The following is a 26,253-nucleotide window of genomic DNA, read 5'->3' on the forward strand; positions in this document are numbered from 1 at the left end:
CCACGCCGGCACCGGCCGCGCCTGCACCAGCCACGTCCTCACCGGCCACGCCGGACCCGACGGCCGTGGCCGCCCCGGTCAGCGGGCCCGTGCCTCTTCCCGTGGCCGACCCTCGCGCCGCCGCCGACGCGGTCATCGTCAGCGTCGGGTGGTCCCGCGGCGGCTGCGGTACGACGGACAGGTCGTACCCGCACGCGCCGCAGAACAGGTCACCCGGTTCGAGCGGTTCCGCGCAGCTCGGGCACTTGGCCAGTGCGGCCTGCTGGGGCATCTGCGACATCGACTACACCCACGTCCGGGGGCGGTAACGGTTCGCCCGTTCCACCAGTTCGATCCTCTCCTCGCCGCCGGGCGCCAGCCGGGCCAGCGTGCGGTAGGCGCGCTCCAGGCCGAAGCGGAGGCCCCGCTCGTCCAGGCCGCTGCCGAGCAGTACCCGCCCACCGGTGGCCGGCCTGGCGCCCTCACCCGTGGAGAGTATCCAGTCCAGCGCGCAGCCGAGCACCTCGGCCGACAACTGCTCGCGCCGGGCCGGGTCCAGGCCGTACGCCTTGAGCGCCTCGACCTGGCCGGCGGCGGCGGTCAGGTCGTCCAGGAACGGTACGTCACCCGCGGCGGCGGTGCGCTCGCGCAGCCGGGCGCGGACGGCCGCCACCCGGGCCGCCGTGTAGTGGATGGACGACTCCGGCACCGACTCCAGCGTCCCCACGGCCCCGGTCCGGTCGCCGCCCGCGAGCCGCACCCGGGCCAGCCCGAAGGCCGCGCTCACGAAGCTCGGGTCGGTCGCCCACACCAGGTGGTAGTACTCGGCGGCGTTGTCCAGCTGCCCCAGCACCTCCGCGCACAGGGCGAGGGCCAGCTTGGGCGCGGCCTCGCCGGGGAAGGCGTCGTAGACCGCGTCGAAGGCGAGCGCGGCTCCCTCGAAGTCACCCGTCACCAGGGCGGCCACGCCCCGGTACCACACCACCCGCCAGTCCTCGGGCTGTTCGTCCTCCAACTTCGCAAGGGACATCAGCGCGGCCTGGTGGTCGCCGCTCTCCAGCCGGGCCCGGACCTGGCGCAGCCGGGTCTCGACCGTGCGCACCGGCGCCGCGTCCAGCGCGGCCAGCAGCTCGGCCGGCTGGGACGCCATCAGGCCGCCCAGGAAACCGGCGTTGGGGTCGCCCGGGTCGACCAGCGGGACGGGCAGGGCGAGCGCGGCGGCCGGCACGTCGACGGGTCTGACGAGGGACGCCGGAGGCAGTGCAGCCGGGGCGGGGGCGGCGCCGCGCGCGGTCGGCCGGGCGCCGAGCCGGGACACGTCACCGGCGGCCGACGGGAACAACACCGTGTCGGGCACCCGGACCTCGGGCCCGAACAGCGTCGACAGCGCGGGCCGCGCCTGCCCGCTCTGCAGCGAGACGACCTCCCGCAGTACCCCGGTCAGCTGCTCGGACATCTCCTGCGCGGAGGCGAACCGGCGGGCCGGGTCGGGGTCGGTGGCGCGGACCAGGAGCCGGTAGAACGACTCGTACCGGCGGAACACCTCGATGGTGTCCGGGTCGGGCAGGGAGTCCACGTAGACGTTCGTGTACCCCTGGAAGTCGAACGTGAGCACGGCGAGCGTACGGCCCACCGTGTACAGGTCGCTGGCAACCGAGGGGCCGACCTCGGCGACCTCCGGGCCCTGGTAGCCGACCGTGCCGTAGATCGCGGACTCGTCGTCGTCCATGCGGCGCACCGCGCCCATGTCGATCAGCTTCAGCTGGTCCTCGGTCTGGATGGCGTTGTCGACCTTGAAGTCGCAGTACAGCACGTTGCGGCTGTGCAGGTGGCCGAGCGCCTCCAGGGCCTCGATGCCGTACGCGCAGGCCTGCTCCACCGGCAGCGGGTCGCGGCGGCCGTCCGGGGTGCGGCGGGCGTTGGCGATCTCCTTCAGGGACTTGCCGCCCACGTACTCCATGACGATGTAGCCGTCGAGGGAGCCGGTGCGCTGGTCCAGGTGCTCCACGAAGTTGTAGATCCGCACGATGTTGGCGTGCTCGATCTCCGCGAGGAAGCGCCGCTCGGAGATCGCGGCGGCCATCGCGTCCTGGTCACCGGTGTCCAGCAGGCCCTTGAGCACCACCCACCGGTCCGACACGGCCCGGTCCACGGCGAGGTAGATCCAGCCGAGCCCGCCGTGCGCGAGGCAGCCCGCGACCTCGTACTGGCCGTGCACGATGTCCCCGGCCTTCAGCTTCGGCACGAACGAGTACGGGTGCCCGCACTTGGTGCAGAACCCCTCCGTGCGCCCCGGCCGCTCCCCGCGGGCCCGCCCCACCGGCGCCCCGCAGTCCGAGCGCGAGCAGAACCGCTTGCGCTCGGGCACCTCCGGGTGGTCCAGCACCATCGCGCGCGGGTCGGGCCGCGGAACCTGCGGCACGCTCACCAGACCGGCGCCGAGCCGCCCCCGCGTGGAGGTGCCGGACGCCGAACCGGAGCTGCGCACCGACACCGAGCGGCCGGTCGACGTGCCGGACAGCGACCGCGACAGCCGCCCCGACACCGAGCGCCGCGACTTCGACGACTGCGAGGACGTACGGGAGCTGCGCGCGCTGGAGCGCGAACCACTGCCCCGCGAGGAGCCCTTGGTCACGCCGGTGGGCGGCGAGCCGACCATGCCGCTCGTGGAGACCACCGGGGCGAGCCCGCACGTGTCGCAGTACAGCTCGCCGCCGCCCACGTCCTCGTACGACCCCTCGCAGCCCGGCCGCTGGCAGTTCTGCCCCGCCTGACTCATGACCGCTCCCCCCTGTCGTCCTCCGGCACGCGCGGGGTGCCAAGCAGTTCCTGGGCCGCCCGCTGGTAGCGCAGCACGGCCTGTCCGGCGACGCGCAGGTCGCAGGGCGCGCTCCACAGCATGCGCCGGGCCGTGTCGTACCGCTCGACGAGCAGCGGGTCCTCGGCGTACCCGAGGCGGGCCACCTTCGCCTTGTACGCGTCGAGCCGGCCGCGCAGCTCCGCCCGGACCGCGAGCGGCGCCGTGACCGCCGTCAACGACTCGCGGGCCCGCAGCAGTTCGTCCTCCGCCTGCTGCTCCAGGGCCTCCAGCAGCGGGGAGAGCCGGTGCCACTGGGCCTTCCTGCGGTACTCGGCGGCCGCCGCCAGCCGCTCCTGCAGCACGGTCGGCGGCCCGCTGACCACCGGCACCTCCGTCGCCGCGATCTTGGCGAGCACCTCGCCGCGCGCGGTGCGGGCCTCGGCGAGGGTGCGGTCCGCGCGGGACAGCACGTCCCGCAGCCGGATCAGCCGCGCCTCCGCGTCCTGCCGGACCGTCAGCACGGCCTCGATCTCGCGGCGCACGTCCTCCAGGGCGCGCGCCTCGCGGTCGTACACCGTGGTGTCCGGGCGGCCGCCGCCGGGCGCCGAACTGCCCTCGGCCGGCACCCAGAAGGCGAGCGGGTCGGACACCACGTCCTCGCGCAGCGCGGTCAGCGTCCGGGTGATGCGCTCCAGGTCGTCGCCCGCCGGGTGCTCGCCGGGGCGCACGCCCACCGAGTGCGCGAGCCGGCGGGTGCGCTGCAGTTCGGCGGCGAGCAGATCGATCCGGGCGGGCAGCGCCGACCACACCGCGTCGGCGGCGACGACCAGGTCCAGCGACGTCGCGTACAGCTCGTTCATCCGGTCCACCAGCCCGGTCAGCGAGTAGCTCTCGCTGAGCCGCCCGGCGCCGGGCACGGCGACGGTCTCGCCGCGCAGCAGCCCGGTCAGCTCCACCAGGTCGTCCCGGCTGGACCAGCGGCGCCGGGAGCGGATCTCCCGGGCGGAGCGCAGCGCGGCCGCGTACGCGTCGAAGCAGGACCACAGCAGCGTGATCGACGCGTCCGCGGCGGCCCAGCGCTCCTGGGTGACGCCGGTCAGCGCGGCGCCCTCCAGGAGCCTGCGGCCCGCGTGGTCCTGGAGGGCGAGCAGCGACGTCTCGATCGCCTCGTGCTCGGCGCCGAGCCGCGCCAGCGCACGGTCCACCTCGTCCCGGTCCATCACCGGCCCGGCGGGGTCCGTGACGCCCATCGATCACCTCTCGCTGCTGTGTGGCGGGCCTGGTGCGGCCCCGGTCGGTCGGCCTCGGGGTTCAGCTCGTGCGCAGGTACCGCGGCGCGGGTGGCTCGGACGGTCCCGAGTCACTCCCCAGTGTCGCCGACAGCCATGTGTCGTAGGACTTCTGCCAGCCGTTCGCCCGGTAGTCCACCAGGACGCGGTTGACCCGGCGTACCAGATCGGAGGCGTCCTTCTTCATCGCCACGCCGTAGTACTCGGTGGTGAACGGGGTGCCCTTCAGCTCGACCGTCGGGTCCTGGGCGGCCTGGCTCGCCGCGAGCGCGCCGTCGGTGACGACCGCGTCGACCTCGCCGAGCTGGAGCCGGACCAGGCAGTCCAGCTGGTTGGGCACGGTGGTGGACAGGTCCGTGGACGCGGGCAGCCGGCCGGACTCGCGGTCGGCGTCGAGCTTGGCGAGCGCGGTCGAACCGGCCGCAGTGCAGACCTTCTTGTGCGCGAGGGAGCCGTCGTAGCCGGTGATGGACGACGACTTGGGCGCCAGCACCTGCTGCCCGGTCTTGAAGTAGGGCGCGGAGAACGCGACCTGGTTCAGCCGGTCGCAGGTGATGGTCATCGTGCGCACCACCATGTCGACCCGGCCGTTCTGGATCGCGGGGATGCGCTGGCTGGTCGGTATCGCCTTGAACTGCACCGCGTCCGGGTCGCCGAGTATGTCCGCGGCGATCCGGTGCACGAGGTCGATGTCGAAGCCCTCCAGCTCCGCGCCCTCGGTGTTCGGGTTGCGGTAGCCCCAGCGGTAGCTGTTCTGGTCGATGCCGACGACGAGTTTGCGCTTGGCGCCGGTACGGGCCTTGATGGCGTCGATCGTGGGCCCGTCCGCGCCGGACGGCGCCAGCGTCTGGTTCTGCGCCTGGTCCTCCCGGCAGTCGCCGGCGCGTGCCTGCCGGCCGTTCGCCACACCCGGCCCGGCCGTCGCCTCCGCGTCCGGGGGCGAGGACTGGGTGCGGGGGAGCAGCAGGACGAACGCCAGCGCGAGCGCGCACAGCACCGCCATGGCGCCGACCCCGCCCCAGCCCCGCAGGGAGGCCCGTGTACGTGCCGCGTACATCGTCATGCCCCCTGTCACCGGTACTCCGAAAGCCTGCGCCCGATGCCGGCCACCGCGCCGGCCGCGCCGAGCACTCCCAGCACGGCCGCGCCGATCGGCAGCCCGGTCATCGCGTTCCGCCCGTCACCGGCCGCCTGCTGGAACTCGGCCTGCTCGTGGTCGATGGCCCCGGCGAGGTTCTTGTCGACGCTGTCGAAGCACGCGCCGGTAGCGTCCTTGCCGCCGATCACCTTGTCCAGCGCCTGCTGGTAGTTGCCGTTCTCGTCGTCCGCGCGGGCGGCGGCGTGCCGCTGCTTCCACACCGTCATGTTGCCCTGGGCGGCCCGCACCGGCCGGGTGCCGGCCGTGTCGTCGGCGAGCTTCCCGGCCGCGGTGAGGCCCTTGCCGAGGACGGCCATGTCCTGGTCGAAGTCGTAGTAGTAGGCGTCGTACGTCCTGCCGTCGACCGTGACGGTCTCGGCGCCGCGCGAGACCAGGCTCAGGTTCTCGTTGCCGCGCGCCTTCAGGGAGGCGATGCGGGCGTCGTGCAGGACGTTCAGGGAGCGGATCCCGTGGTCGTAGGAGCCGTCCAGCTCGGCGCGCGCCACCGCGTGGCCGATCACCAGCCACAGCAGGGCCACCGCGGTGGCGCCGGAGGCGGCCACCAGACCGTGGTTGAGGACGCGGTTGGTGCGCCGGTAGGTGCGGTGCTGGGCCCAGCCGAGCGCGGCCAGGGCGAGCACGCCGAGCGCGATCGCCGCCCACGGGTACGGCGTCGCGTTCCCGTAGTCGGCGTCCAGGCGCTGGTTCTCCTTGGTGTAGAGGTCCTCGGCGGCCGGGAGCATGTCCTTCTGCATCTTCTCGTTCGCGTACCGCAGGTAGGCGCCGCCGACCGGATAGCCCTGGCGGTTGTACGTCCGGGCGCGCTCGATCAGGCCCTTGTACTCCGGCAGCAGCTTGTTCAGCCGGGCGATGGTCGCCTCGGAGGACGAGCCCGGCTCGGCGTTGGCGGCGGCCGTGACCAGTCCCGAGGCGGCCGTACGGATGTCCTTCTCGTAGCGGTCGCGGGAGGCCGCCGTCTCCTGGCCGCCCGCCAGGAACCCGCTGGACGCGGCCGTGTTGGCGTCGGCCAGCGAGCGGTAGATGGCGGCGGAGCCGGAGCTGAGCGGCTGGCTGCGGTGCAGCACGTCGTCGGCGGCGGCCGCCCGCTCCGAGGTCTGCCACGCGGTGACCGCGCCAAACGCGACGACCAGCAGGGCGAGTACGGCACCGATGACGCGCAGCCGGCCCGGCTCGGTCGTCACGGCCGCCCGCAGCCGCTCGGCGCCCTCGGCGAGGGCGGTACGGCGGGCGGGCGGCGCGCCGGGCAGCGGGCCAAGGGCCCCGGCGGAGGCGGGCGGTGCGGGCTGGGGAGGGACGGCGGGCAGGGCGGGACCCGCCACTGGTGGCGCCGCGCTGTTCTTCGGCGGGTGTGTCACTCGACCTCCCCCTGGTCATCCGGTCGCCGCACAGTATCGCCCCCCGACGGGCATGCTGCACGGGCCTCAGGCGGAGGGGGCGTTTTCTCTCCGGCGCCCTCGCCCATGGAAACGCGGTGGGGACGCACCCGGTTCCCAGGGGCCGTGGTTCGGCTGCGGCGCCGTCGGGGCTGGTCGCGCCCACGCGGCGGAGCAGCACAGTGATACAGCCCCGCGCCCCTTTCGGGGCACTTGTCCCGGCGAGTTACCCAGTTCTCCCGGTCTCCCAGTAGGCCCTCGCCCGCCGCTGGGCCCCCGTCCCGGCCCCCAGCCGGTCAAGGCCCAGCAGGGCGGCGCCCAGCACCGGGCGGGCCGTGACGACCCGGACGTCCGCCTTCGGGGCCCAGCCGGCCAGCCGTTCCCGGATGCCGTCGTCCAGCTGGGCGTGACCCGCCGTCAGGACACTGCCCCCCAGCAGCACCGGGGTCTCCTCGTCCAGCAGGTCCAGCCGGGTCAGGGCCACCGTGGCCATGGTGGCCACCTCCTCGGCGAGCCGGCCCACGACCGAACGGGCCACCGGGTCGCCCTGCGCGGCCGTCTCGAACAGCACCGGCGTCAGCTCGTGCCGCCGCGCGTGCTCCACCTCCTCCAGGTGCAGGGCCTCGATCAGCGCGTACATCGTCGGCAGCCCGAAGTGCGCGGGCAGGGTGCGGGCCAGCGCGGTCGGCTCGCCCCGCCCGTCCTCCGCGCGCGCGGCGTGCCACAGCGCCTCCTCGGCCAGCCCCCAGCCGCCGCCCCAGTCCCCGGAGATGCGGCCCAGCGCCGGGAAGCGGGCGGTGCGGCCGTCGGGGCGCATGCCCACGCAGTTGATGCCGGCCCCGCACACCACGGCCACGCCCCGGGGCTCGGCGACGCCCGCGCGGAGGATCGCGAACGTGTCGTTGCGGACCTCCACCGACGTGCCCCACGCGCGCGCGTGCAGGGCGGCCGCCAACTGCTCCTCCTCCACCGGCAGATCGGCGTTGGCGAGGCACGCGGACAGGACATCGACCCCGGTGACGCCCGCCTCGCCGAACGCCCGCCCCACCGGTTCGGCGAGGGCGTCCAGCGCCGCCGCCACGCCCACCGTGGGCGGCCGGAAGCCGCCGCCGCGCGCGGTGGCCAGCACCTCCCCGTCGGCGCCGACCACGGCCACGTCGGTCTTGCTGTTGCCCGCGTCGATGGCGAGGACCCTCGCGGTGTCGGTTGCGGTCAGGCCCACGCGAGATGCTCCCGGTTGTGCGCGATCAGTCGGTCGGTGAGGGTGTCGGCGTAGGCGTACTGGCCGATCAGGGGGTGGGCGAGCAGGGCGCGGAAGACGCGGTCCCGGCCGCCGCGCAGGGCCGCCTCCAGGGCCAGGTCCTCGTACGCCGTCACGTTCGCCACCAGGCCCGCGTACAGCGGGTCCAGCTCGGGGACGGGCAGCGGGGCGGTGCCGGACGTGCCGACGGCCGCCTGCACCTCGATCACCGCGTCGTCCGGCAGGAACGGCAGCGTGCCCTTGTTGAGCGTGTTGACGACCTGGTACGGGCTGCCCGCGCCGCCGAGCAGGGCCGCCGCGAGGTCCACGGCCGCCTCCGAGTAGTAGGCGCCGCCCCGCTTGGCCAGCAGCGCCGGTTTCTCGTCGAGGGCCGGATCGCCGTACATGGCGAGCAGTTCCTTCTCCATGGCGGCGACCTCGGCCGCCCGGGACGGCTTGGTGCGCAGCTCGTCGACGACCTGGTCGTGCGCGTAGTAGTAGCGCAGGTAGTACGACGGGACGACGCCGAGCCGGTCCAACAGGGCGCGGGGCAGCCGCAGGTCGTCGGCGACGGTGTCGCCGTGCTCGGCGAGCAGCTTGGGCAGCACGTTCGCGCCCTCGGGGCCGCCGAGGCGCACCCCCGTCTCCCAGGTGAGGTGGTTCAGGCCGACGTGGTCCAGGTGCACGTCGGCGGGGGTCACCCCGAGCAGGGCGGCGAACTTGCGCTGGAGCCCGATCGCCACGTTGCACAGGCCGACCGCCCGGTGACCGGCCTGGAGGAGGGCGCGGGTGACGATGCCGACCGGGTTGGTGAAGTCGATGATCCACGCGCGCGGGTTGGCACGCCGGACCCGCTCGGCGATGTCCAGGACCACCGGGACGGTGCGCAGCGCCTTGGCGAGGCCGCCGGCGCCGGTGGTCTCCTGGCCGACGCAGCCGCACTCCAGCGGCCAGGTCTCGTCCTGCTGCCGGGCGGCCTGCCCGCCGACGCGCAGCTGGAGCAGCACCGCGTCGGCGCCGTCGACGCCCGCGTCCAGGTCGGAGGTGGTGACGATCCGTCCGGTGTGGCCCTGCCTGGCGAAGATGCGGCGGGCCAGTCCGCCGACCAGCTCCAGTCGCTCGGCGGCCGGGTCGACGAGGACCAGTTCCTCGATGGGCAGGGTGCCGCTGAGCCGGGCGAAGCCGTCGATGAGTTCGGGGGTGTAGGTCGAGCCGCCGCCGACCACGGTGAGTTTCACTGGAGGTGCCCTCGCTTTTGGAGTTGGGTGATGTCGTTCATCGGCCGGGGGTCCGGGGGTCGTCCCCCGGGAAAGCACGGCATACGTGGTTCAACCCTTCACTCCGGTGAGCGTGACGCCCTCGACGAACGCCTTCTGCGCGAAGAAGAACACGAGGATCACGGGGGCCATGACCAGCACCGTCGCGGCCATGGTGAGGTTCCAGTCGGTGTGGTGGGCGCCCTTGAAGGACTCCAGGCCGTAGCTGAGGGTCCAGGCGCCGGGATTCTCGGACGCGTAGATCTGCGGGCCGAAGTAGTCGTTCCAGGCGTAGAAGAACTGGAACAGGGCGACGGCCGCGATGCCCGGCTTCGCCATCGGCAGGACGACCTTCAGCAGCGTGCGCAGGTCGCCGCAGCCGTCCACCCGGGCCGCGTCCAGGTACTCGTTCGGGATGGTCATCAGGAACTGCCGCAGCAGGAAGATGGAGAACGCGTCGCCGAACGCCATCGGGATGATCAGCGGCCACAGCGTGCCCGACAGGTCCAGCTGCTTCGCCCAGAAGAGGTACATCGGGATGATGACGACCTGCGGGGGCAGCATCATCATCGAGATGACCAGCATCAGGGCCAGGTTGCGGCCCCGGAAGCGGAACTTGGCGAGCGCGTACGCCACCGGGATCGACGACACCACGGTCAGCACGGTGCCGAGACCGGCGTAGATCAGCGTGTTCTTCCACCAGGTGAGGAAGCCCGGAGTGTCGAGCACGGCCTTGTAGTTGCCCCACTCCCAGGTGTGCGGGATCAGGTCCCGGCTGAGGGCCTGGCTGTCGCTCATCAGCGAGGTGAGGAACACGAACACGAAGGGGAGGGTGAAGAACAGCGCGGCGGCGACCCCGAGGGAGTGGATCGCCACCCACTCCAGCAGCGCCCGGCGCTTCGCGGTCCGCTCGGCGGCGTACGACACCGGGGGCGCGGGCCGCACCGGCTTGTCCAGTACCTGGGTCATGGTCAGTCACCTGCCTGGATGAGACCGCCCCGGCGCCGCATCAACAGCGCGGTGAACGCCATCGACAGGGCGAACAGCACCAGGGCCACCACACACGCGGAGCCGTAGTCGAAGCGCTGGAAGCCGAGGTTGTAGACGAGCTGGGGGAGGGTGAGCGTGGACTTGTCCGGGTAGCCGGGCTCGAACTGGGTGCCGGCGCCCTGGATGACGCCGGAGGCGACCTTCCCGGCGATCAGCGGCTGCGTGTAGTACTGCATGGTCTGGATCACGCCGGTGACGACGGCGAACATCACGATCGGCGAGATGTTCGGCAGGGTGACGTACCGGAACCGCTGCCAGGGGGAGGCCCCGTCCAGCTCGGCGGCCTCGTACTGCTCGGCCGGCACGTCCAGCAGCGCCGCCATGAAGATGACCATCAGGTCGCCGATGCCCCACAGCGCGAGCAGCGTGAGGGCCGGCTTGGACCAGGTGGGGTCGTTGAACCAGCCGGGGGCCGGGACGCCGACCTTCTCCAGGATCGAGTTCACCGGCCCGGTCCCCGGGTTGAGCAGGAACGCGAAGGCCATGGTGGCCGCGACCGGCGGGGCCAGATAGGGCAGGTAGAACAGGGTGCGGAAGACACCCGTGGCTGTCTTGATCTTGGTGATGAGCAGGCCGACGCCGAGGCCGAAGGCGACCCGTAGCGTCACCATCACCACGACCAGCCACAGGGTGTTGCGCAGGGCGGGCCAGAACAGCGGGTAGTGCTCGAAGACGTACGTCCAGTTCTTCCCGCCGCTCCACGTCGGCGCCTTGAAGCCGTCGTAGTGCATGAACGAGAAGTAGACCGTGGAGACCAGCGGGTACGCGAAGAAGACCGCGAAGCCGATCAGCCAGGGCGACATGAAGGCGAGCGTGCGCAGCGCCTTCCGGCGGCGCCTCGACGCGAGGCTGCCGGGGCGCATCGACACCGACGGGATGGCACTCATGGCTACTTGGCCTGCGCGATATCGGTGTCGATCTGCGCGGCCGTCTTCCGCAGGCCGGCCTTGAGGTCCGTGACCTTGCCGCTCTCGTAGTCGTACCCGAACTGCTGGATCGTCACCAGGTACACCCCGCCGTTGATGGACGCCGGAGTGGTGGTGGACTGCGGGTCGGCGGCGATGTCCAGGAACGTCTTGAAGCGCGGGTCGTACTTGAGCTTGGGGGACTTCAGGGCGGCCAGCGTCGAGGGCACGTTGTGGATGCCGTTGGCGAAGCCGACCACCGCGTCGGTGTCGGTGGTGATGTACTTGACGAACTCCCAGGCCGCGTTCTGCTTGTGGCTGTTGGCCGCGATGCCGGCGATGGTGCCGGTGATGTAGCCCTTGCCGTACTGGTCGGCCTGGTCGTCGGGGACGGGCAGGGGGGCCACCCCGATCTCGAACTTCGGCTTGGCGTCCTCGGCCATGCCCAGGCGCCACTCGCCATCGAGCTGCATGGCGACCTGCCCGGTGTGGAAGGGGTGCTTGGCGCCCCACTCGTCACCGAGGGTGGCCCGGTACTTCTCCAGCCTCTTGAACCCGCCGAGTTCGTCCACGAGCCGCTTCTGCAGCTCGAAGCCCTTGGTGAACGCCGGGTCCTTGGCCAGGTTCGACTTGCCGTCCTTGTCGAAGTAGGTCGGCGAGAACTGGGCGAAGTAGTGCTCGGTCGTGGTCTCCCAGCCGTGGTAGTCCGGCATGAAGCCCAGCTGCTGGTAGCCGTCGCCCTTCTCGATCGTCAGCTTCTTGGCGTCGGCCTCGAACTCCGACCAGGTCTTCGGCGGCTGCGCGATGCCCGCCTTCTGGAACGCCGTCTTGTTGTAGTACAGCCCGTACGCGTCGCCCAGCAGCGGCACCGTGCAGCGGTCGCCGTCGAACTGGGTGTACTCGTTCATCGTCTTCGGGAACGTCTTCTCCGGGTCGATCGCCGACTTCTTGAAGAACGGGTTGAGGTCGACCAGCGCCCCCGAGGAGCAGAACTTGCCGACGTTGTTCGTCGTGAACGACGAGATCACGTCGGGCGCCTTGGAACCGCCGGTGCGCAGCGCCTGGTTGATCTTGTCGTCGGTCATGTTGCCGACGACGTTCACGTGGATGTTGGGGTGCGCCTTCTCGAAGCCGTCGACCAGGGACGTGACGGCCTTGACCTCGTTCGGCGCGCTCCAGGCGTGCCAGAAGTTGATCGTCGTGTCCTTGGTGGCGTCGTCGTTCGCGCCGGAGTCCGACTGGCCGGTGCAGGCGGTGGTCAGCAGGGCGAGCGACGAGGCGAGAACAGTCAGGGCGAAAGCCGTCTTTCGGGCAGCCGAGGGTATGGCTTCGGGCATGGCGGGATCTCCCAGGGACGGGGTGGGTGAACTGAGGGACTCGGGACTCAGGACTCAGGAGAGGGTGGGGGCCTCAGCGGGAGGTGTCGAAGACCTCGTCGCGGGTGGCCGCGAGGGCGCGCTCAAGGGCGCCGCGCAGGACCGGGTGTTCGAGGACGTCGCCGACGACGAGCCGGGGCCGGGCGGCCGCCAGCTCCTCCAGCTCGGCCTGGACAAGGCCGCGCAGCACCTCGCCGCCGGCCGTCAGCGCGGAGCCGCTGAGGACGACGAGTTCGGGGTCGAGGACGGAGACGAGCGAGGCGAGACCGGTGGCCAGCCGGGTCGCGTAGGTCTGCAGCAGCTCCCGGTAGGGGCCGCTCGTGTGGTCGGCGGCACGGGCCACCAGCTCGGCCGCGCTCTCGGTGTACGGCCCCTGGGGCAGGTTCTCGATGCCGAGTTCCCGGGCCAGCTTCGGCACCGCCTGGGAGCCGGCCAGCTCCTGGTAGCCGCCGCTGTTGGCCTTGGTGACCTGGCGCACCAGGGGCGTGCCCGGCACCGGCAGGAAGCCGACCTCGCCGGCGCCGCCGGTCCAGCCCCGGTGCAGCCGCCCGCCGAGGACCAGGGCGGCGCCGAGGCCCTCCTGGTTCCACAGCAGCACGAAGTCCGCGTGGCCCCGGGCGGCGCCGAGCCGGAGTTCGGCGACGGCGACGAGGTTGACGTCGTTCTCGTACTCGACCGGCATCGGCAGCGCCGCCGCCAGTTCGTCGAGCAGTGTGGGGGAGTGCCAGCCGGGCAGGTGCGAGGCGTAGCGCAGCCGGCCGGTGTTGGGGTCGAAGGCGCCGGGTGTGCCGATGACCAGGCGGTGCACGTCGGACCGGGCGAGCCCGGCGGCCTTGACGGCGCCTTCGAGGGCCTCGGTGACCTGCTGGAGGACGGGCTGGGCCGGGCGCCGGCCGGGGGTGGGCAGCTCGTGCTCGCCGACCGTGCGGCCGGTGATGTCGGCGACGGCGGCGCGGATGCGGTGCGGGGTGACGTCGAGCGCGGCGGCGTACGCGGCGGCGGGGTTGACCGCGTACAGCTGGGCGTTGGGCCCCGGCCGGCCCTCACTGGTGCCGGTGACCCGGACCAGCCCGGCCGCCTCCAGCCGGGCCAGCAGCTGGGAGGCGGTCGGCTTGGACAGGCCGGTGAGCTTGCCGATCCGGGTGCGGGAGAGCGGCCCGTGCTCCAGGAGGAGGTCCAGGGCGGCGCGGTCGTTCATGGCGCGCAGGACGCGCGGGGTGCCCGGCGTACCGGCCGTTCCTGCCATGTCTGTCGCCACCTGCCCTTCAACTGCTCAGCTTCTCAACATGATCACCGGAAGTCCACCGAGGGTGCCGGGGGAGGCTTCCGGGGGTGCCTCCGGTGATCACTGTTAGGAAAGTTTCCTATTCGGATGGGAGGAACGTAAGCCCAGGACGAAGGGGGAGTCAATAGACAACGAACGACAGCGCCCCCGAGGCAACGGAGTCGTTACCTCGGGGGCGTTCGTGTCGTGGGCCTCGGGGGCGTCCTGCCGTGGGCCTCGGGGGCGTCCCCGTCCTGGACCTCGGGGCCTCGGGGGGCCCTGTCGCGGCGAGGGGCCGCTACTCGGCGGGGACCGGCGGCCGCCCGGTGGTCACGTGCCAGGTCACTTGCCCGGCCCGGGCTGGGGTGCGATCGGCGCCGCCGCCCGCGACTGCGGGGACGTGGCGCTGGAGTACGCCGACGGCGGCGCGACCGACGCGGCCGGGTCCGGGGCGTCCTCCTCGTCCTCCACGGCCGTCGCCCCGCCCACGATGCGGATGCTCGCCGCGTCGAACGCCCGCTTGATCCGCCAGCGCAGCTCCCGCTCGACGGTGGTGGACTTGCCGGGCATGGTCCGGGCGGAGACCCGCACCACCATGGAGTCGAGCAGCACGCTGTCCAGGCCGAGGACCTCCACCTGGCCCCACAGCAGCTCGTTCCAGGGCTCTTCCTTGCTCATCTTCTCGGCGACCTCGGTGAGGGTCGCCTTCACCCGGTCCAGGTCCTCGCTCGCCTTCACGGTCACGTCGACCCCGGCCGTGGCCCAGCCCTGGGAGAGGTTGCCGATCCGCTTGACCTCGCCGTTGCGGACGTACCAGATCTCGCCGCCGTCCCCGCGCAGCTTGGTCACCCGCAGGCCGACCTCGATGACCTCGCCGGAGGCCACGCCCGCGTCGATCGTGTCGCCGACGCCGTACTGGTCCTCCAGGATCATGAACACGCCGGACAGGAAGTCCGTGACCAGGTTCCGGGCGCCGAAACCGATCGCCACGCCCGCCACCCCGGCGGAGGCCAGCAGCGGGGCCAGGTTGATCTTGAAAGTGGACAGCACCATCAGCGCGGCCGTGCCGAGGATCAGGAAGCTCGCCACCGACCGCAGCACCGAGCCGATCGCCGCCGACCGCTGCCGGCGCCGCTCGGCGTTCACCAGCAGCCCGCTCAGCCCGCCGCCGTCGCCCGACTGCGCGGACCGGTTCATCCGGTCGATGAACTTGGTGATCGCTCGTCGTACGACCGCTCTGAGCGCGAACGCGACCACCACGACCAGCAGGATCTGCAGGCCCATCGCGAGCCACGTCGACCAGTTCTGCTCGACCCAGCTCGCCGCGTTGTTCGCGCTCTCCTGGGCGTCCTGGAGCGACGGCACGGCCGGAGTCACCGACCCGGACGGCGTCGGGGACGGCGACGCGCCTGCGGCGAGCAGGACGGCGGGCAAGGACACGGCGGGTACCTCCATGGTGCATGCGCGGCCCGTGCCGGTGGGGCGGACGGTCGGGGTCTTCGCGGTCTTCCGGGGCGAAGCGGTCTCCCGGGCGGTTTCGGCTTCACCGGAGATCACGAAAAGGTCACCGGACGGACAGAGGCACCACACTAACGGGGCATTGCGTATGCCCCGTGCCGTTCCGGCCGCCGGGGGCGCAGGAGAGACGGGGCTCACCAGGGCGTGAACAGCACGGGGTCCTGGGGATGTATCAGGTGTGGTCGAAAACACTCCCAGCCCGTTACCGGGACATGGTGGCGCTTCCACCAGGCATGAGGGGAGACTGACTGCAGATCGTCCCGGCGCGAGCCACGCGCCGCCGACGCCCAAGGAGGCACCCGTGCCGCATGTCCTGGTCCTCAACGCGTCGTACGAGCCCCTCGGCGTCGTACCGCTCCGCCGCGCGCTCGTCCTCGTCCTGGAGAACAAGGCCGTCTCCCTGGAGGAATCCGGCGCCTATATGCACAGCGCGACCGTCACAGTCCCCGCACCCAGCGTGGTCCGGCTCAAGCGATTCGTGCGGGTTCCCTACCGGGGGCCCGTTCCTCTCACCAGGCGCGCGCTCTTCGCCCGCGACGGCGGCCGGTGCATGTACTGCGGCGCCGCCGCGACCAGCGTCGACCACGTCATCCCGCGCTCCCGCGGTGGGCAGCACGCGTGGGAGAACGTGGTGGCCTCGTGCCGCCGCTGCAACCACGTCAAGGCCGACCGCCACCTCGTCGAACTCGGCTGGCGCCTGCGCCACAAGCCCGCCCCGCCGACCGGTCTGGCCTGGCGCATCATCGGAACCGGCCACCGTGACCCCCGCTGGCTCCCCTACCTGCAACCGTACGGCGCGGACGACGCCCTGGCCCGGATCGACGGGATCTCGGCCTGAGACCGGGGGCTTCGCGTAGCGGGGGTGGGAGGAGCGACGCGGCCGGGTGGGGGTGGGGCCCTCCGCCCGCGCGGCGGTGGGACCCTTCGGCGGTGGGACCCTTCGCCCGCGCCGCCTGCCCATTGGAAGCTTTGGGACACCGCCCCCTCCGAACCCCCTGGTCAGACTCGCCGGCCGCCCGCCCATACCTGCCAATCAGTGGGCGGTCCGGCACTCGTCGGTCTTCGGGGTGGCCGTCACCAGGTGGGAGAGGTCCAGGAGTGCCTCGTCGGTGGGGACGCCGCCCGGGCGGATCGCGACCTGGGTCGCCGGTGTGCGGCCGAACGTCACGAGGACCTGCCGCTCGGGAGTCGACTGCCGGGCGTCGAGCACCCAGTCCACACCGTCCGCCTCGAAGCACGGGTCCTTCGTCACCGTGGGCGCCGTGACACCGCAGCGCAGGATCACGTCCTGGCCGCCCCACACGACCACCCCCGCGAGCCCCACGGACCGGCGCTCCTTCCCCGCCAACCGCTCGGGCGCCTTCCGGGTGACCTGACGGCAGTGCGCGTCCCCGGCACCCTTCGCGGCGGTCAGGCCCCGGGCCGGGTCGGTCAGCCGGTGGGCCGTCACCGCGCCGGCCGTGGCCAGGAGTACGGCGCCGGCGGTGGCGGTCAGGGTGAGGCGGCGCGAGAGCCTCACGGGCGGCGGACCCGGTCGTAGACGAGGGCGAGGGTGCCGTCCTCGCCCGCGGACTGGCCGGCGAGGGTCCAGCGGCCCGCGGGCAGGCCGTCGTCGAAGAGGCGGGGGCCGCCGCCGAGGACGACGGGGAAGACCGTGAGCGCCAGGCGGTCGACCGCGTCGGCGGCCAGCAGCGCCTTGATGACGCTCGGGCTGGAGACCACGAGGATGTCACCGCCTTCGGTCGCCTTCAGGTCCCCGACCACCTCGGCGGCCGGCTTGTCGGCGATCGTCGTCCGCTCCCAGGGCGCCTCGCCGAGGGTCGAGGAGAGGACCACCTTGTCGGTGCCGACGAGCCACCGCGCGAAGCCCTCGTCGCGCGGGTCGGCGCCCTCCATACCGATGACGGTGGGCCAGAAACCGAGGAACCCCTCGGCGTTGACCCGGCCGAGCAGGGCCGTCGTGGCGGGCTCCCACAGGCTCGTCAGGTGGTCGCGGGCGACGTCCGAGACGGCGTACGGCATCACCCAGCTCATGTCCAGCGGGTTGCCGGGCGCGGCGTAGCGGCCGTCGAGGGAGAGGGCCAGGTTGGTGACGACCCTGCGGCCGCGAACTGCTCGGTCATTCCGTGCTCCTCGTGTCGGTGCTGTCGGGGTCGGTGCTGTCGGGGTCGTGCGGGTCTTCGGTGAGGATCGAGGCGAGCCTGTCCAGGCTCTGGCCGAAGCCGATCTCGATGCCGGCGACGAAGTCCGCGGCGTCGATCGTGCTGTCCGTGACGCGCCAGTGGACGTCGAGCTCCGAGCCGGTGGCGGTGGGTCCGAGGGCCATGTCGACGTGGGCGGTGAAGGCGACGCCGCCGTCGGGGAGCAGCGGGGAGAGCCGGTAGGCGAGCCGCTCACCGGGGCGTACGTCCTCCACGACGCCCTCCGCGCGGCCGGCGACCGGGTCCGCATCGCCGGTGTCCTCGGCGTCGCGGTACTCCTGGACGATCCGCCCGCCGGGCCGCGCCTCGAAGACCAGCTCGGAGACGCGGAGGTCCTCCGGCGTCCACCAGCGCGCGAGCGGACCGGCCTCGGTCAGATGGCGCCAGACCCGCTCCGGGCACTCCGTCAGCGAACGGTGGAACGTGAACGAGCGGCCGTCGGCCCACCCCGGCTCCGTCGCGGCGAGCCGCTCCGCGTGGAGGCCGCGCCCGTAGCGCTCGTACGTCGCGTGCGGGCCGCCTGCCTGTTCCGTGCTGTCGGCGAGAGCGCCGAGTACGGCCGCGAGCTCCCGCAGGGGGCCGGGCCGGAGCGCGTAGACGCGGCGCTGCCCGGTGCGCTGGGAGGTCACGACCCCGGCGCGCTCCAGGGTCTGCAGGTGCTTGGTCGTCTGCGGCTGGCGCGCCCCGGCGAGCTCGGCGAGCACGCCGACCGGGCGGGGCCGCTCAGCCAGCAGACCGACGAGCCGCCAGCGGGCCGGGTCGGCCAGTGCGGCGAGGAGTGCGTCCATAGGGCACGAGTATTCCCGACTAAGAATATTCGCGTCAAGGAATATGTTGGCCTCCGCGACTGGTGCGCCCCTGGGCGGAGGGGCGGTCCGCCGAGCGGGGGAGCGGGGCTGGCCCGGGGGCGGACGCGGTGGGGCGCGCGGGCGCCGGACGAGGGGTGCGGCGGAGGGAGGGCGCGGTGGAGCGCTGGGACCGGATCGGGCGTGTGGCGGGGTACGGGTCGGCGGCGGCCCTCGTGCCGTACCTCGTGATCAAGGTGTCGTGGGTGGCCGGTTCGGCACTGGGGCTGCTGCCGGTCGGGCGCGGGTTCAGCCTGGGCGGGTGACTCGTGCTCAACACCGTCACGATCGGACTGGCCGCGGCCGGGATCGCCCTGGCGCTGCACGCCACGGCCGTGCTGACGGGGGCCGGGATCGTGTGCACGCTGGTACGCGGTGCCGGCGGTGCCGGCGGTGCCGGCAGTGCGTGCGGTAGCGGTGCCGGCGGTGGCCGCCTTGCTCGAAGTGCCCGCGATACCTGCGGTGACCAGCCCGCCCCTGACGGCCGTCGGCCCGGTGCGGTCCCGCCCGTTGCCTCCCCGCCTCCGGGGGCCGGGGAGGCGGATGGCATGGTCGGCCCATGAGACTCTTCAGAGCCGTATGCCTGGTGGCCCTGGCCCTCTCAATGGGCGCCGGATGCACGGCAGTTCACCTGGACGACGGGCGGGCGCCGGACCCGCGGGAGACGTTCGCCCCCGCCGACCGCAAGGCCATGCCCGATCTGACGGGCACCGCGATCGACGGCCGGCCGATCGCGGTGCACGACTACCGGGGCAAGGTGCTCGTCGTCAACGCCTGGGCCTCCTGGTGCGGTCCGTGCCGGGCCGAGGCCCCCGACCTCTCCGCCGTCCACACCGCACTGCGCGCGCGGGGCCTACGCGTGATGGGCGTCGACACCGACGTCTCCCGGGCGACAGCTGCCTCCTTCGCCCGCGAGCATCACCTCGCCTACCGCAGCCTGCACGACCCGAAGACGACTCAGCTCCTGCGCGTCCCCAAGGGCCTGGTGAACCCGCAGGGCTACCCCTACACGCTGGTCGTCGACCGGAAGGGCCGGATCGCGGCGGCGTGCATCGGCCCGGTCAGCCGGACCGAACTGACCCGCCTGGTCGAGCCGTTGCTGTGAACGGCGCGACCGGGCGGGCCCGCGTGACGGATCAGCCGGCCGCCGCGAACGAGGCGGCGAGGCGGGGGACATAGTCGGCGAACGCGGCGGACCAGCAGCCGTAGTCGTGGCCGCCGTCGCAGGTGGGGGAGAGCGAGGAGCCGTCGCCGTAGTCGACGTACCGGCTGGGGATTCCCAGCTGGTCCAAGCGGTTCTTGACCGTGCTGGAGGCGATCTCGGTGAAGTGGTCGATCGGGCCCTGGTTCCCGGTGTAGAGGGTGATGTCGCCGCCGTTCAGGCGGGCCAGGTTGGTGGTGGAGGCCGGGTCCACCTGGTTCCAGACGTGGTCGTCGAAGACCGCGTACGGTGAGCCGAAGATCGCGTCGCTGTCGATGTACGGCCCGTACCCGGTGCACTGTCCGGTGCCGGACGGCGTGGAGGTGCTCACGGCGCACCACGCGCCGGTCACGTTCAGCTCGGTGGCGAGGACCGCCCCGCGGACCGCCGGCATGCCGAAGTCGATGCCCCCGGACAGGCTGGCGACGTGGCCGAAGAGGTCGGGTCGGAGTTCGCCGTAGTGCAGGGCGCCGAAGCCGCCCATCGACAGGCCGGCGACCGCCCGGTGGGCCCGGTCGCCGATCGTGCGCAGGTTGGCGTCGACGAAGGGCACGACCTGGTCGAGGTGGAACGTCTGCCAGTTCGCCGCGCCCATGGCCGTGTGCTGCATGACCCAGTCGGCGTACCAGCCCTTCAGGCCGCCGTCCGGCACCACGGTGATCATGGAGTCCGAGTGCAGGGCCGGCGCGGCCGCGGCGTCGTCCACGGTGCCGCCCCCGCCGTGCAGGAAGTACAGGACCGGCCAGCGCCGGCCGGGCTGCGTGGCGTAGTCCTGGGGCAGGAAGATCCGGATCTTGTGCTGCCCGGACAGCTCGGGTGTGGTCACGGTCAGCGTGAAGTCGGTGCTCGAGTGCACCGCGGGCGTGCCGACCTGCGTGAGGCCGTACCCGTCGGTGAAGACGGGTGCGGGGACGGGCGCGGGGCCGTCGTCCGCCGCCGCGTGGGCGGGCGCGGTCATGAACAGCGCGGTCACGGCCATGGCCGCGGCGACGACGGCGGATCGGGCGGCCAGGGCGGATCGCGTGCGCCGGAGTCGGCCGGCCAGGCGCCGGGTCAGTGGGAGCGGTGTCATCGGAAGTGGTCCCTTCAGAGCGCGCAGTACGCGTCGGCCGTCGCCTTGGCGGTGTCCTGCTGGCCCCGGGTGCCGGCCAGCAGATGGAACTCGTTGTTCACGCGGACGACCTGCTGCGAGCCGTCCTCGCTGCTGTACCAGTCGCTGTAGTAGCCGAGGACGGCCCCGTTGTGCCCCCACGCCCAGCGGCCGCAGGGCAACTTGAGGTGGGCGATGCCCAGGCCGTAGGCGGCGCTGCCGTCGGCGTTCGCCGGGACGGTGGTCTTCAGCTCCGCCTCCTGCGCGGGCGGCAGCAGCCGGCCGGTCAGCAGGGCGCGGGAGAAGGTGGCCAGGTCGTCCAGCGTCGACACGATCGCGCCCGCCGGCCCGAACGCCTGTACGTCGGAGGCGGTCACGTCCCGGATGCCGATGCTGACCACCGGATACTCGTACCCGTGGAGGTAGTTGCCGTGCAGGGCCGGGTCGGCGGTGGGGAACGTCGTGTCGTGCAGGCCGAGCGGCTCGATGACCCGCTGCCGGATCTCGGTGGCCGCGTCGTTCCCGGTGACCGCCTTGATCACCATCCCGGCGAGCACGTAATTGGTGTTGGAGTAGCCCCACTTCTCGCCGGGCGCGCTGGTGGGCTTGTGCTGCGCGAGTCCGATGTCCACCAGCGACTGCGGCGGCCACGCCCGGTCCGGCTGGGTGTTGAGCGCGTACGTCAGGGCGAACGACGTGTCCTGGGCGTAGTCCGGCAGGCCCGAGGTGTGGTTCAGCAGCTCACGGATCGTGATCTTCGAGCCGTCGTAGCCGTTCGCGTCGACCGCGCCGGGCAGCCACCGCTCGACGGAGTCGTCCAGGGACAGCCGGTGCTCGGCCTCCAGCTGGAGCAGGACGGTGGAGGTGAACGCCTTGGTGTTGCTCCCTATCCGGAACTGCGCCTTGGGATCGGCGGCCACACGCGTGGAGAGGTCGCCGACGCCCGCGTGCACGTACGCGGCCGTGTCGCCCTGCCGCACCAGGCCGATCACCCCGGGATAGCCGTCGGTGACGCCCTGCTGGGCACCGCTCTGCAGAATGGCGGCAGCGGAATCGGTCGTGGAGGCGGTCGCGGTATCGGTACCGGTCGAGGTGACGGCCGCCGTATCGGCCGCGTTGTCGGTCGCGGTCGCGGCGCTCGCCGGGACGGTGCCGGTCAGGGCGGCGAACGCGACGATCGCGCCCACGGCGGTCAGACGGAGGGACTTCAACGGAATCGGGCTCCTTCGGGAGGCGGCTCGGCAGGGCAGCGGTTCGGGTCCGCGTCCGCCCGCTGGTGATCGGGCCCGGCGCCGCGAACCGGGGTGGAGGCGATGCTGCCGACGCGGTGCCGGGACGGACAGGACGAGCGACCGGCCACATGTGACCGGCTGTCAGGACAGCCTGTTGAACAGCGTGTTACGGCGTCCCGGGACCGGCGGCGGACGGGAAGGTGGCCGCCGTGTAGCGGCGCTGCCGCTCGCGGAACGTGCGGCCGAGGTGATGCTGGAGCCGGGCGTGGCGGAACTGGTAGACCGCTCCGGTCTGCCGCAGCACCCCGCGGTGGTAGGCGTCGTCCAGGAACGCGGCCGTGTCCCAGGGCAGCCGGCCGGTCAACGGCAGCCAGACCCGCGTCAGTACGACCCACTGCCCCCAGGCGGTGAACGCGAGCACGTACGAGACCCCGCCGCCGACGCCGCCGACCGCGCCGATGAGCAGGCCGTCGGCCAGACGCCAGTTCAGCGGGCCGAGCACCCCCTGCAACAGCGCGACCACCAGACTCCCGCTCCCGGCGATCGCCACGGTGAGCGCCGGTGCCACGACGAGGAACTGACGCGCCACGGTGGCACGGTTCGCGGCCAGCAGGCTCACCGGTGTGGCCGCGGCGGTCACGTCCACCGGCGCCTCCAGCGCCGCGACGAGTCCGAACACCAGCGCCGCCGCCGAGCCGAAGATCAGCCCGAAGCACACCATGTTGATCAGCGTGCTCTCGACCGTGCCGGCGTCGGCGAGCGGCGTGCCCCGGAACACCGCGCGCTCCAGGGAGAGGGCGCACGCGTAGCCGACGCCCATGACGAATCCGCCCAGCAGCCCGTCCCGGAACCGGGCCGCGAAGGTACGGACCGGGCGGCGGCCGAGTCCACCGCGCAGGCCGGGCTGCCGCAACCGCACCCTGGCCGGCTCGAACGCCGTACCGCCCCGGACGGAGATCACCAGGGCGTACGCCGACCCGAACGCGAGCCCTGCCACGGGGCCCATCAGGCACCCCTGCAGGAAGGTCTCACCGGCCCCGGTGCCGGTGTTGAGGAGACCGACGAGCCAGTCGGCCACCGCGACGCTCAGCGCCGTCGCCACCACCACAGCGAGGACGCGCGTCGAGCGCGGTAGCGAGTCGCCTATCCGCCACCAGGCGAGGTCCTGCCGGTCACGGTCGCGCCCGACCAACTGCTGGGCCAGGTAGCCCAGCCAGCGCTCCGCCCGTCCCGCGTCCCAGCCGGCCGGCCGGGGCCGGTGGCCGGCGGCGTCCCGCTCGGGTGCGTGCCGCCGGTAGCTGGCGGGCACGAACCCCGCCAGCAGGTGCTCCTCCAGGGACCTCACCGTGGGAAACCGCGCGGCGTCCAGCAGTTCGGCGGGGTCGCGGTCGGGCACCTCGCTGTACATGGTGCGAGCGAGGACGACCATCAGCGGGGTGGTCAGCACAGCGGCGAGGCGCTCGGCCGCGGGCGCCGCCGGGACGCCGAGCTCCTCCAGAAGACGGTCCCACAGCCCCGAGCCCGGCCCGGGCCCCGGCCGTACGGTCGTATCGGCGCTGCCCGCGTCACCGCCTGCGTCAGCACCCGCCCCGCGCGCGCCGGCCCCCTGTACCGGGCGGGCGGTTCTCGGCAGGTAGCCGACGAGGTCCTCGTGGGTGAGATCGGTCAGTTCTAGGCCGGCCGCCCACAGCAGGGGTGCGTGTGCCGCGCGGACGGCCTCGGCGAACTCGTCCGGGCGGCTGGTGAGCACCAGCGGCAGGGACGTCGCGTTGAGCGACTCCAGCGCCTCCTGTCGCAGGCCCTCGGCGATCTCGTCGAACCCGTCGAGGACCGGCAGGACGAGGTCGGCGTCGACCAGCGCCGCGGCCAGGGTCGCCCCGCGGGGGCCGCGACGGGCCAGATGGGGGTGGTCGCGCAGCAGCCGGCCGATCAGCCAGTCCCGCAGCGCGGTGGTCGTCGGGTCCCAGGAGCCCAGGCCGAAGACCACCGGCACCCGGCCCTGGCCGCCCGACGCCTCAAGGTGGTCCAGCACGAACCGGATGGTCAGGATCGACTTGCCCGACCCGGCCCGGCCGAGAACCACCAACCGCCCGGACGAGATCCGCCGGTACACCTCCGCCACGCTCCGCAGGTCACCGCTCAGATCCACCTCACGCGGCACCGCCCCGGGACCGAGACGCTGGATGTTGTCCGAACGATCCGTCACCCCCGCGGGCGCCGGCCGCCACCGCACCGGCAGCGGGAACGGATCGTGGACGCGTCGCTGCGCCTCCTCCCGCCGCAGGCGCCGCCGCACCTCGGTCGCCAACTCCCGCGTCATGTCGGCCAATCCGCCGGACACCACCGGGTCGGGCGCCCCCACCGGCAACGGCACAGGCGCTGTCACCGATTCCGGCACCGGCCCCGGCCCCGGCCCCGGCACGGATACGTCCACGACCACACGCGGCGTCGGACGAGTGAGCCCGTCGCCCCTGTCGCCTCCGTCACCGCCGTCGCCTTCCCCGCCGCCCCCGCCACCCCCCTCCCGCGACCGCGCCAGCAGCGCCACCAGGCGCTCGCGGTCCTCCCGGCCGAGGTCGAGCGCGTCGGCCAGCAAGTTCACCGTGCCCAGCCGGTGATCGGTGGAGCCCCCGCTCTCCAGCCGGCGGATCGTGCGGACGCTGACCCCGGACCGTTCCGCCACCTGCTCCTGCGTCAGGCCCGCCTGCGCACGCAGCCGGCGTAACAGCGTGCCGAGCTGATCTGTCACCGAGACGCCTCCCTACTCGCCAGTAAGAACCTCGGTGAGCGTACCGGCGGCACCGGCCACCGATGGCCGGTCCCCTGACCTGTGCGAAGAACATGACACACGCCACGATCAGTGCTCCGCGACACGTGAGGAATCGAGGTGCGATACCGCTACTGGTGCGGCGAATGCGGCTTCAGGACGGCCTGGCTTCCCGAGTCCGACGGTGAACGGCAGCAGATCGAGCACTACGCCGGGAAGCACCCCGGCACGCCGCCCGGCGGCCACGTCGAGTCCTCGCGCCGGAACCCGGACGGCGGCCCCGGCTGCGTCCACCTCCTCGCGGTCGTCGTCCTGCTGCTGCTCATCGCCGCCGCCTGCCACCGCTAGCACCGAACGCAACGCCCGTACGCCCAAGGGCTGAACGCCCCACGACCGAACCGCCCCACCACCCGCGCCCGAATCCACGAAGGAGACCCATGTCCACCTCACCCCGGCCGTCCCGCGGCATCACACGCCGGTCGCTGCTCCGCTCCGGATCCGGTCTCGCCCTGGGCGCCGGTCTCGCCGTGGGCGCGGGCGTGGCCGGTGCCACGCCCGCCGCCGCGACCAACGGTGTGGGCCAGACCGGCGCGCCCCTGTGCCAGCAGCCCGGCGACTCGGCGAGCCGGGTCGGGCTGGGCAGCGGGGACCTGGCCATCCCGTACTACCGGGAGCACGACAACACCTGGGGCTACGTGTTCGGCGACTCGTTCGACAGCGCCAACACCTACCTCGGCTCCCCGGTGATGCTCAACCAGGCGTCCTACGACCCCTCCGGATCGCCCATCTCCTTCACGTGGGCGATGCCGGACGGCAGGGCCACGCAGCTGTTCGACTACGCGCACAACGCCGACAACGGCTACGGCACCGAGAGCACCCGCATCCCCAACGACTGCATCGAGTTCGGCGGCCGTACCTACCTCCAGTACACGTCCGTGGTGCACGGCATCGGCGGTGACCCGCTGCCCGCCGGGGAGGACGGCTCGCTGATGTCGGGCGTCGCCTACTCCGACGACCACGGGCGGACCTGGACCGACTACCCGTACCACTGGGCGGGCCAGTACCAGGGCGTGAACCAGTCGATGTACGGGATGTGGTCCTTCGCCGGCATCGACCCGGACGGCTGGCTGTACATCTTCTCGAAGCGCTGGAACGGCACCCACAAGAACACCGCCGACCAGGGGGCGATCCAGCTGTTCCGGATCAACCCCGGCGACTTCCGCGCCGGCAACTTCGGCGCCCAGCAGAACTGGGCCTACAACGGCGGCTGGTACTGGGCGACCGACGGCACCCCGCCCGCCTCGCTGTTCGGGCCCGGCAACAACATCGGCGAGTTCTCCGTCAAGCGGATCGGCGACCGCTACTGCATGAGCTGCTTCGACGTCACCGACGGCGCGATCAGCACCCGCAGTGCCGCCCGCCCCGACGCCGTGTGGTCGGCGCCGACCCCGCAGATCGTCGGCAGCAACGCCTGGCCGCCCACCCACTGGGGCCGCCCCCAGGTGGAGAACCTGTACGGCGGCTACATCCACCCCGGCAGCGCCGGCCCGAACTCCCTGACCCTGATCGTCTCCCAGTGGACGGCCCAAGGCGCCTACCGCGTCCTGCAGTTCGACGGCATCACGGCCTGACGGCGCCGGCGCGCCCACCGGGCGCGCCGGACCCCCGGGCGGTTCGGTACGAGGGGCGGGCCCTGCCGGGTCTGTGG

At 72.9% G+C, this 26,253-nt stretch carries 22 protein-coding genes; 5 read left to right on the top strand and 17 right to left on the bottom strand.

Translation table 11 applies throughout. The annotated features are described in order from the left end of the window. Nucleotides 1-283: 283 nt before the first annotated feature. From DBP14_RS23635 to DBP14_RS23685, 11 genes are all read right to left on the bottom strand, one after another. Nucleotides 284-2,758 carry a serine/threonine-protein kinase gene (locus tag DBP14_RS23635; protein ID WP_129309141.1) on the bottom strand — a complete coding sequence of 825 codons (2,475 nt, stop codon included), beginning with the start codon at nucleotides 2,756-2,758 and terminating at the stop codon, nucleotides 284-286. Next, nucleotides 2,755-4,029, bottom strand: coding sequence for a hypothetical protein (locus DBP14_RS23640; protein WP_129309142.1), 1,275 nt, complete (start codon nucleotides 4,027-4,029; stop codon nucleotides 2,755-2,757). The genes DBP14_RS23635 and DBP14_RS23640 overlap by 4 nt, the downstream gene beginning before the upstream one ends. Before the next feature lie 61 nt (nucleotides 4,030-4,090). Next, on the bottom strand, nucleotides 4,091-5,125 hold the full coding sequence (locus DBP14_RS23645) for a glutamate ABC transporter substrate-binding protein (RefSeq protein WP_129312051.1): 1,035 nt from the start codon (nucleotides 5,123-5,125) through the stop codon (nucleotides 4,091-4,093). A 14-nt stretch (nucleotides 5,126-5,139) separates the two neighbouring features. Further along, nucleotides 5,140-6,582 carry a hypothetical protein gene (locus tag DBP14_RS23650; RefSeq protein ID WP_206739332.1) on the bottom strand — a complete coding sequence of 481 codons (1,443 nt, stop codon included), beginning with the start codon at nucleotides 6,580-6,582 and terminating at the stop codon, nucleotides 5,140-5,142. A gap of 244 nt (nucleotides 6,583-6,826) precedes the next feature. After that, complete coding sequence (locus DBP14_RS23655; protein ID WP_129309143.1) at nucleotides 6,827-7,822, bottom strand: BadF/BadG/BcrA/BcrD ATPase family protein; 996 nt, start codon at nucleotides 7,820-7,822, stop codon at nucleotides 6,827-6,829. Further along, nucleotides 7,813-9,078 carry a 6-phospho-beta-glucosidase gene (locus tag DBP14_RS23660; RefSeq protein ID WP_129309144.1) on the bottom strand — a complete coding sequence of 422 codons (1,266 nt, stop codon included), beginning with the start codon at nucleotides 9,076-9,078 and terminating at the stop codon, nucleotides 7,813-7,815. Before DBP14_RS23660 ends, DBP14_RS23655 begins: the two co-directional genes overlap by 10 nt. 90 nt (nucleotides 9,079-9,168) lie before the next feature. Beyond that, nucleotides 9,169-10,065 (bottom strand): carbohydrate ABC transporter permease, encoded by an 897-nt coding sequence (locus tag DBP14_RS23665; protein WP_129309145.1) that lies wholly within the window; start codon nucleotides 10,063-10,065, stop codon nucleotides 9,169-9,171. 2 nt (nucleotides 10,066-10,067) lie between these two features. Continuing rightward, entirely contained in the window at nucleotides 10,068-11,009 is a 942-nt protein-coding gene (locus DBP14_RS23670) for a sugar ABC transporter permease (protein WP_129312053.1), read from the bottom strand. A gap of 26 nt (nucleotides 11,010-11,035) precedes the next feature. Continuing rightward, nucleotides 11,036-12,388, bottom strand: coding sequence for an ABC transporter substrate-binding protein (locus DBP14_RS23675; RefSeq protein ID WP_129309146.1), 1,353 nt, complete (start codon nucleotides 12,386-12,388; stop codon nucleotides 11,036-11,038). Between the two features lie 73 nt (nucleotides 12,389-12,461). Further along, complete coding sequence (locus tag DBP14_RS23680; protein WP_129309147.1) at nucleotides 12,462-13,673, bottom strand: ROK family transcriptional regulator; 1,212 nt, start codon at nucleotides 13,671-13,673, stop codon at nucleotides 12,462-12,464. A gap of 360 nt (nucleotides 13,674-14,033) precedes the next feature. Beyond that, entirely contained in the window at nucleotides 14,034-15,131 is a 1,098-nt protein-coding gene (locus DBP14_RS23685) for a mechanosensitive ion channel family protein (protein WP_241741015.1), read from the bottom strand. A 379-nt stretch (nucleotides 15,132-15,510) separates the two neighbouring features. Between DBP14_RS23685 and DBP14_RS23690 the strand changes: the two genes are divergently transcribed. Next, the gene (locus DBP14_RS23690) at nucleotides 15,511-16,047 is read left to right on the top strand and encodes an HNH endonuclease (protein ID WP_129309149.1); all 537 of its coding nucleotides are present in this window, start codon (nucleotides 15,511-15,513) and stop codon (nucleotides 16,045-16,047) included. Nucleotides 16,048-16,242: 195 nt separating this feature from the next. On the opposite strand, the gene DBP14_RS23695 is transcribed toward DBP14_RS23690, so the two are convergent. The 3 genes from DBP14_RS23695 to DBP14_RS23705 are packed head-to-tail and all read right to left on the bottom strand — an operon-like array spanning nucleotide 16,243 to nucleotide 18,198. Continuing rightward, nucleotides 16,243-16,728, bottom strand: a complete 486-nt coding sequence (locus tag DBP14_RS23695; protein WP_164992393.1) for a DUF3515 family protein — start codon at nucleotides 16,726-16,728, stop codon at nucleotides 16,243-16,245. Continuing rightward, nucleotides 16,725-17,294 carry a dihydrofolate reductase family protein gene (locus DBP14_RS23700; RefSeq protein ID WP_129312054.1) on the bottom strand — a complete coding sequence of 190 codons (570 nt, stop codon included), beginning with the start codon at nucleotides 17,292-17,294 and terminating at the stop codon, nucleotides 16,725-16,727. Before DBP14_RS23700 ends, DBP14_RS23695 begins: the two co-directional genes overlap by 4 nt. A gap of 34 nt (nucleotides 17,295-17,328) precedes the next feature. Further along, the gene (locus DBP14_RS23705) at nucleotides 17,329-18,198 is read right to left on the bottom strand and encodes a metalloregulator ArsR/SmtB family transcription factor (protein WP_129309151.1); all 870 of its coding nucleotides are present in this window, start codon (nucleotides 18,196-18,198) and stop codon (nucleotides 17,329-17,331) included. Between the two features lie 176 nt (nucleotides 18,199-18,374). Here DBP14_RS23705 and DBP14_RS36190 point away from each other — a divergent pair, with 176 nt between their 5' ends. Continuing rightward, nucleotides 18,375-18,521, top strand: coding sequence for a hypothetical protein (locus tag DBP14_RS36190; RefSeq protein ID WP_164992214.1), 147 nt, complete (start codon nucleotides 18,375-18,377; stop codon nucleotides 18,519-18,521). 293 nt (nucleotides 18,522-18,814) lie between these two features. Further along, nucleotides 18,815-19,360, top strand: coding sequence for a TlpA disulfide reductase family protein (locus DBP14_RS23710; RefSeq protein ID WP_129309152.1), 546 nt, complete (start codon nucleotides 18,815-18,817; stop codon nucleotides 19,358-19,360). Between the two features lie 31 nt (nucleotides 19,361-19,391). On the opposite strand, the gene DBP14_RS23715 is transcribed toward DBP14_RS23710, so the two are convergent. The 3 genes from DBP14_RS23715 to DBP14_RS23725 all read right to left on the bottom strand — a co-directional run bounded on the left by DBP14_RS23715 (nucleotide 19,392) and on the right by DBP14_RS23725 (nucleotide 24,527). Then, nucleotides 19,392-20,528 carry an alpha/beta hydrolase-fold protein gene (locus DBP14_RS23715; protein ID WP_241741016.1) on the bottom strand — a complete coding sequence of 379 codons (1,137 nt, stop codon included), beginning with the start codon at nucleotides 20,526-20,528 and terminating at the stop codon, nucleotides 19,392-19,394. 14 nt (nucleotides 20,529-20,542) lie between these two features. Beyond that, nucleotides 20,543-21,757 carry a serine hydrolase domain-containing protein gene (locus DBP14_RS23720; protein WP_241741017.1) on the bottom strand — a complete coding sequence of 405 codons (1,215 nt, stop codon included), beginning with the start codon at nucleotides 21,755-21,757 and terminating at the stop codon, nucleotides 20,543-20,545. A 187-nt stretch (nucleotides 21,758-21,944) separates the two neighbouring features. Continuing rightward, nucleotides 21,945-24,527, bottom strand: a complete 2,583-nt coding sequence (locus DBP14_RS23725) for a helix-turn-helix domain-containing protein (RefSeq protein ID WP_129309154.1) — start codon at nucleotides 24,525-24,527, stop codon at nucleotides 21,945-21,947. 138 nt (nucleotides 24,528-24,665) lie between these two features. On the opposite strand from DBP14_RS23725, the gene DBP14_RS23730 reads away from it, so the two are divergent. Together DBP14_RS23730 and DBP14_RS23735 are read left to right on the top strand one after the other, a co-directional pair. Then, nucleotides 24,666-24,893 carry a hypothetical protein gene (locus tag DBP14_RS23730; RefSeq protein ID WP_129309155.1) on the top strand — a complete coding sequence of 76 codons (228 nt, stop codon included), beginning with the start codon at nucleotides 24,666-24,668 and terminating at the stop codon, nucleotides 24,891-24,893. Between the two features lie 89 nt (nucleotides 24,894-24,982). Further along, nucleotides 24,983-26,176: a DUF4185 domain-containing protein gene (locus DBP14_RS23735; protein WP_129309156.1), complete on the top strand. Its 1,194-nt coding sequence runs from the start codon at nucleotides 24,983-24,985 to the stop codon at nucleotides 26,174-26,176. The last annotated feature ends 77 nt before the right edge of the window (nucleotides 26,177-26,253 follow it).

It is taken from the genome of Streptomyces sp. L2, from assembly GCF_004124325.1.
In the GTDB taxonomy this organism is placed as follows: Bacteria; Actinomycetota; Actinomycetes; order Streptomycetales; family Streptomycetaceae; genus Streptomyces.

What these genes read in the sequence shown, in the direction of transcription:
- DBP14_RS23710 (WP_129309152.1), top strand. Translation starts at nt 18,815, where the DNA reads ATGAGACTCTTCAGAGCCGTATGCCTGGTGGCCCTGGCCCTCTCAATG.
- DBP14_RS23635 (WP_129309141.1), bottom strand. Translation starts at nt 2,758, where the DNA reads ATGAGTCAGGCGGGGCAGAACTGCCAGCGGCCGGGCTGCGAGGGGTCG.
- DBP14_RS23670 (WP_129312053.1), bottom strand. Translation starts at nt 11,009, where the DNA reads ATGCGCCCCGGCAGCCTCGCGTCGAGGCGCCGCCGGAAGGCGCTGCGC.
- DBP14_RS23645 (WP_129312051.1), bottom strand. Translation starts at nt 5,125, where the DNA reads ATGTACGCGGCACGTACACGGGCCTCCCTGCGGGGCTGGGGCGGGGTC.
- DBP14_RS23680 (WP_129309147.1), bottom strand. Translation starts at nt 13,673, where the DNA reads ATGGCAGGAACGGCCGGTACGCCGGGCACCCCGCGCGTCCTGCGCGCC.
- DBP14_RS23715 (WP_241741016.1), bottom strand. Translation starts at nt 20,528, where the DNA reads ATGACACCGCTCCCACTGACCCGGCGCCTGGCCGGCCGACTCCGGCGC.
- DBP14_RS23705 (WP_129309151.1), bottom strand. Translation starts at nt 18,198, where the DNA reads ATGGACGCACTCCTCGCCGCACTGGCCGACCCGGCCCGCTGGCGGCTC.
- DBP14_RS23675 (WP_129309146.1), bottom strand. Translation starts at nt 12,388, where the DNA reads ATGCCCGAAGCCATACCCTCGGCTGCCCGAAAGACGGCTTTCGCCCTG.
- DBP14_RS23665 (WP_129309145.1), bottom strand. Translation starts at nt 10,065, where the DNA reads ATGACCCAGGTACTGGACAAGCCGGTGCGGCCCGCGCCCCCGGTGTCG.
- DBP14_RS23640 (WP_129309142.1), bottom strand. Translation starts at nt 4,029, where the DNA reads ATGGGCGTCACGGACCCCGCCGGGCCGGTGATGGACCGGGACGAGGTG.
- DBP14_RS23735 (WP_129309156.1), top strand. Translation starts at nt 24,983, where the DNA reads ATGTCCACCTCACCCCGGCCGTCCCGCGGCATCACACGCCGGTCGCTG.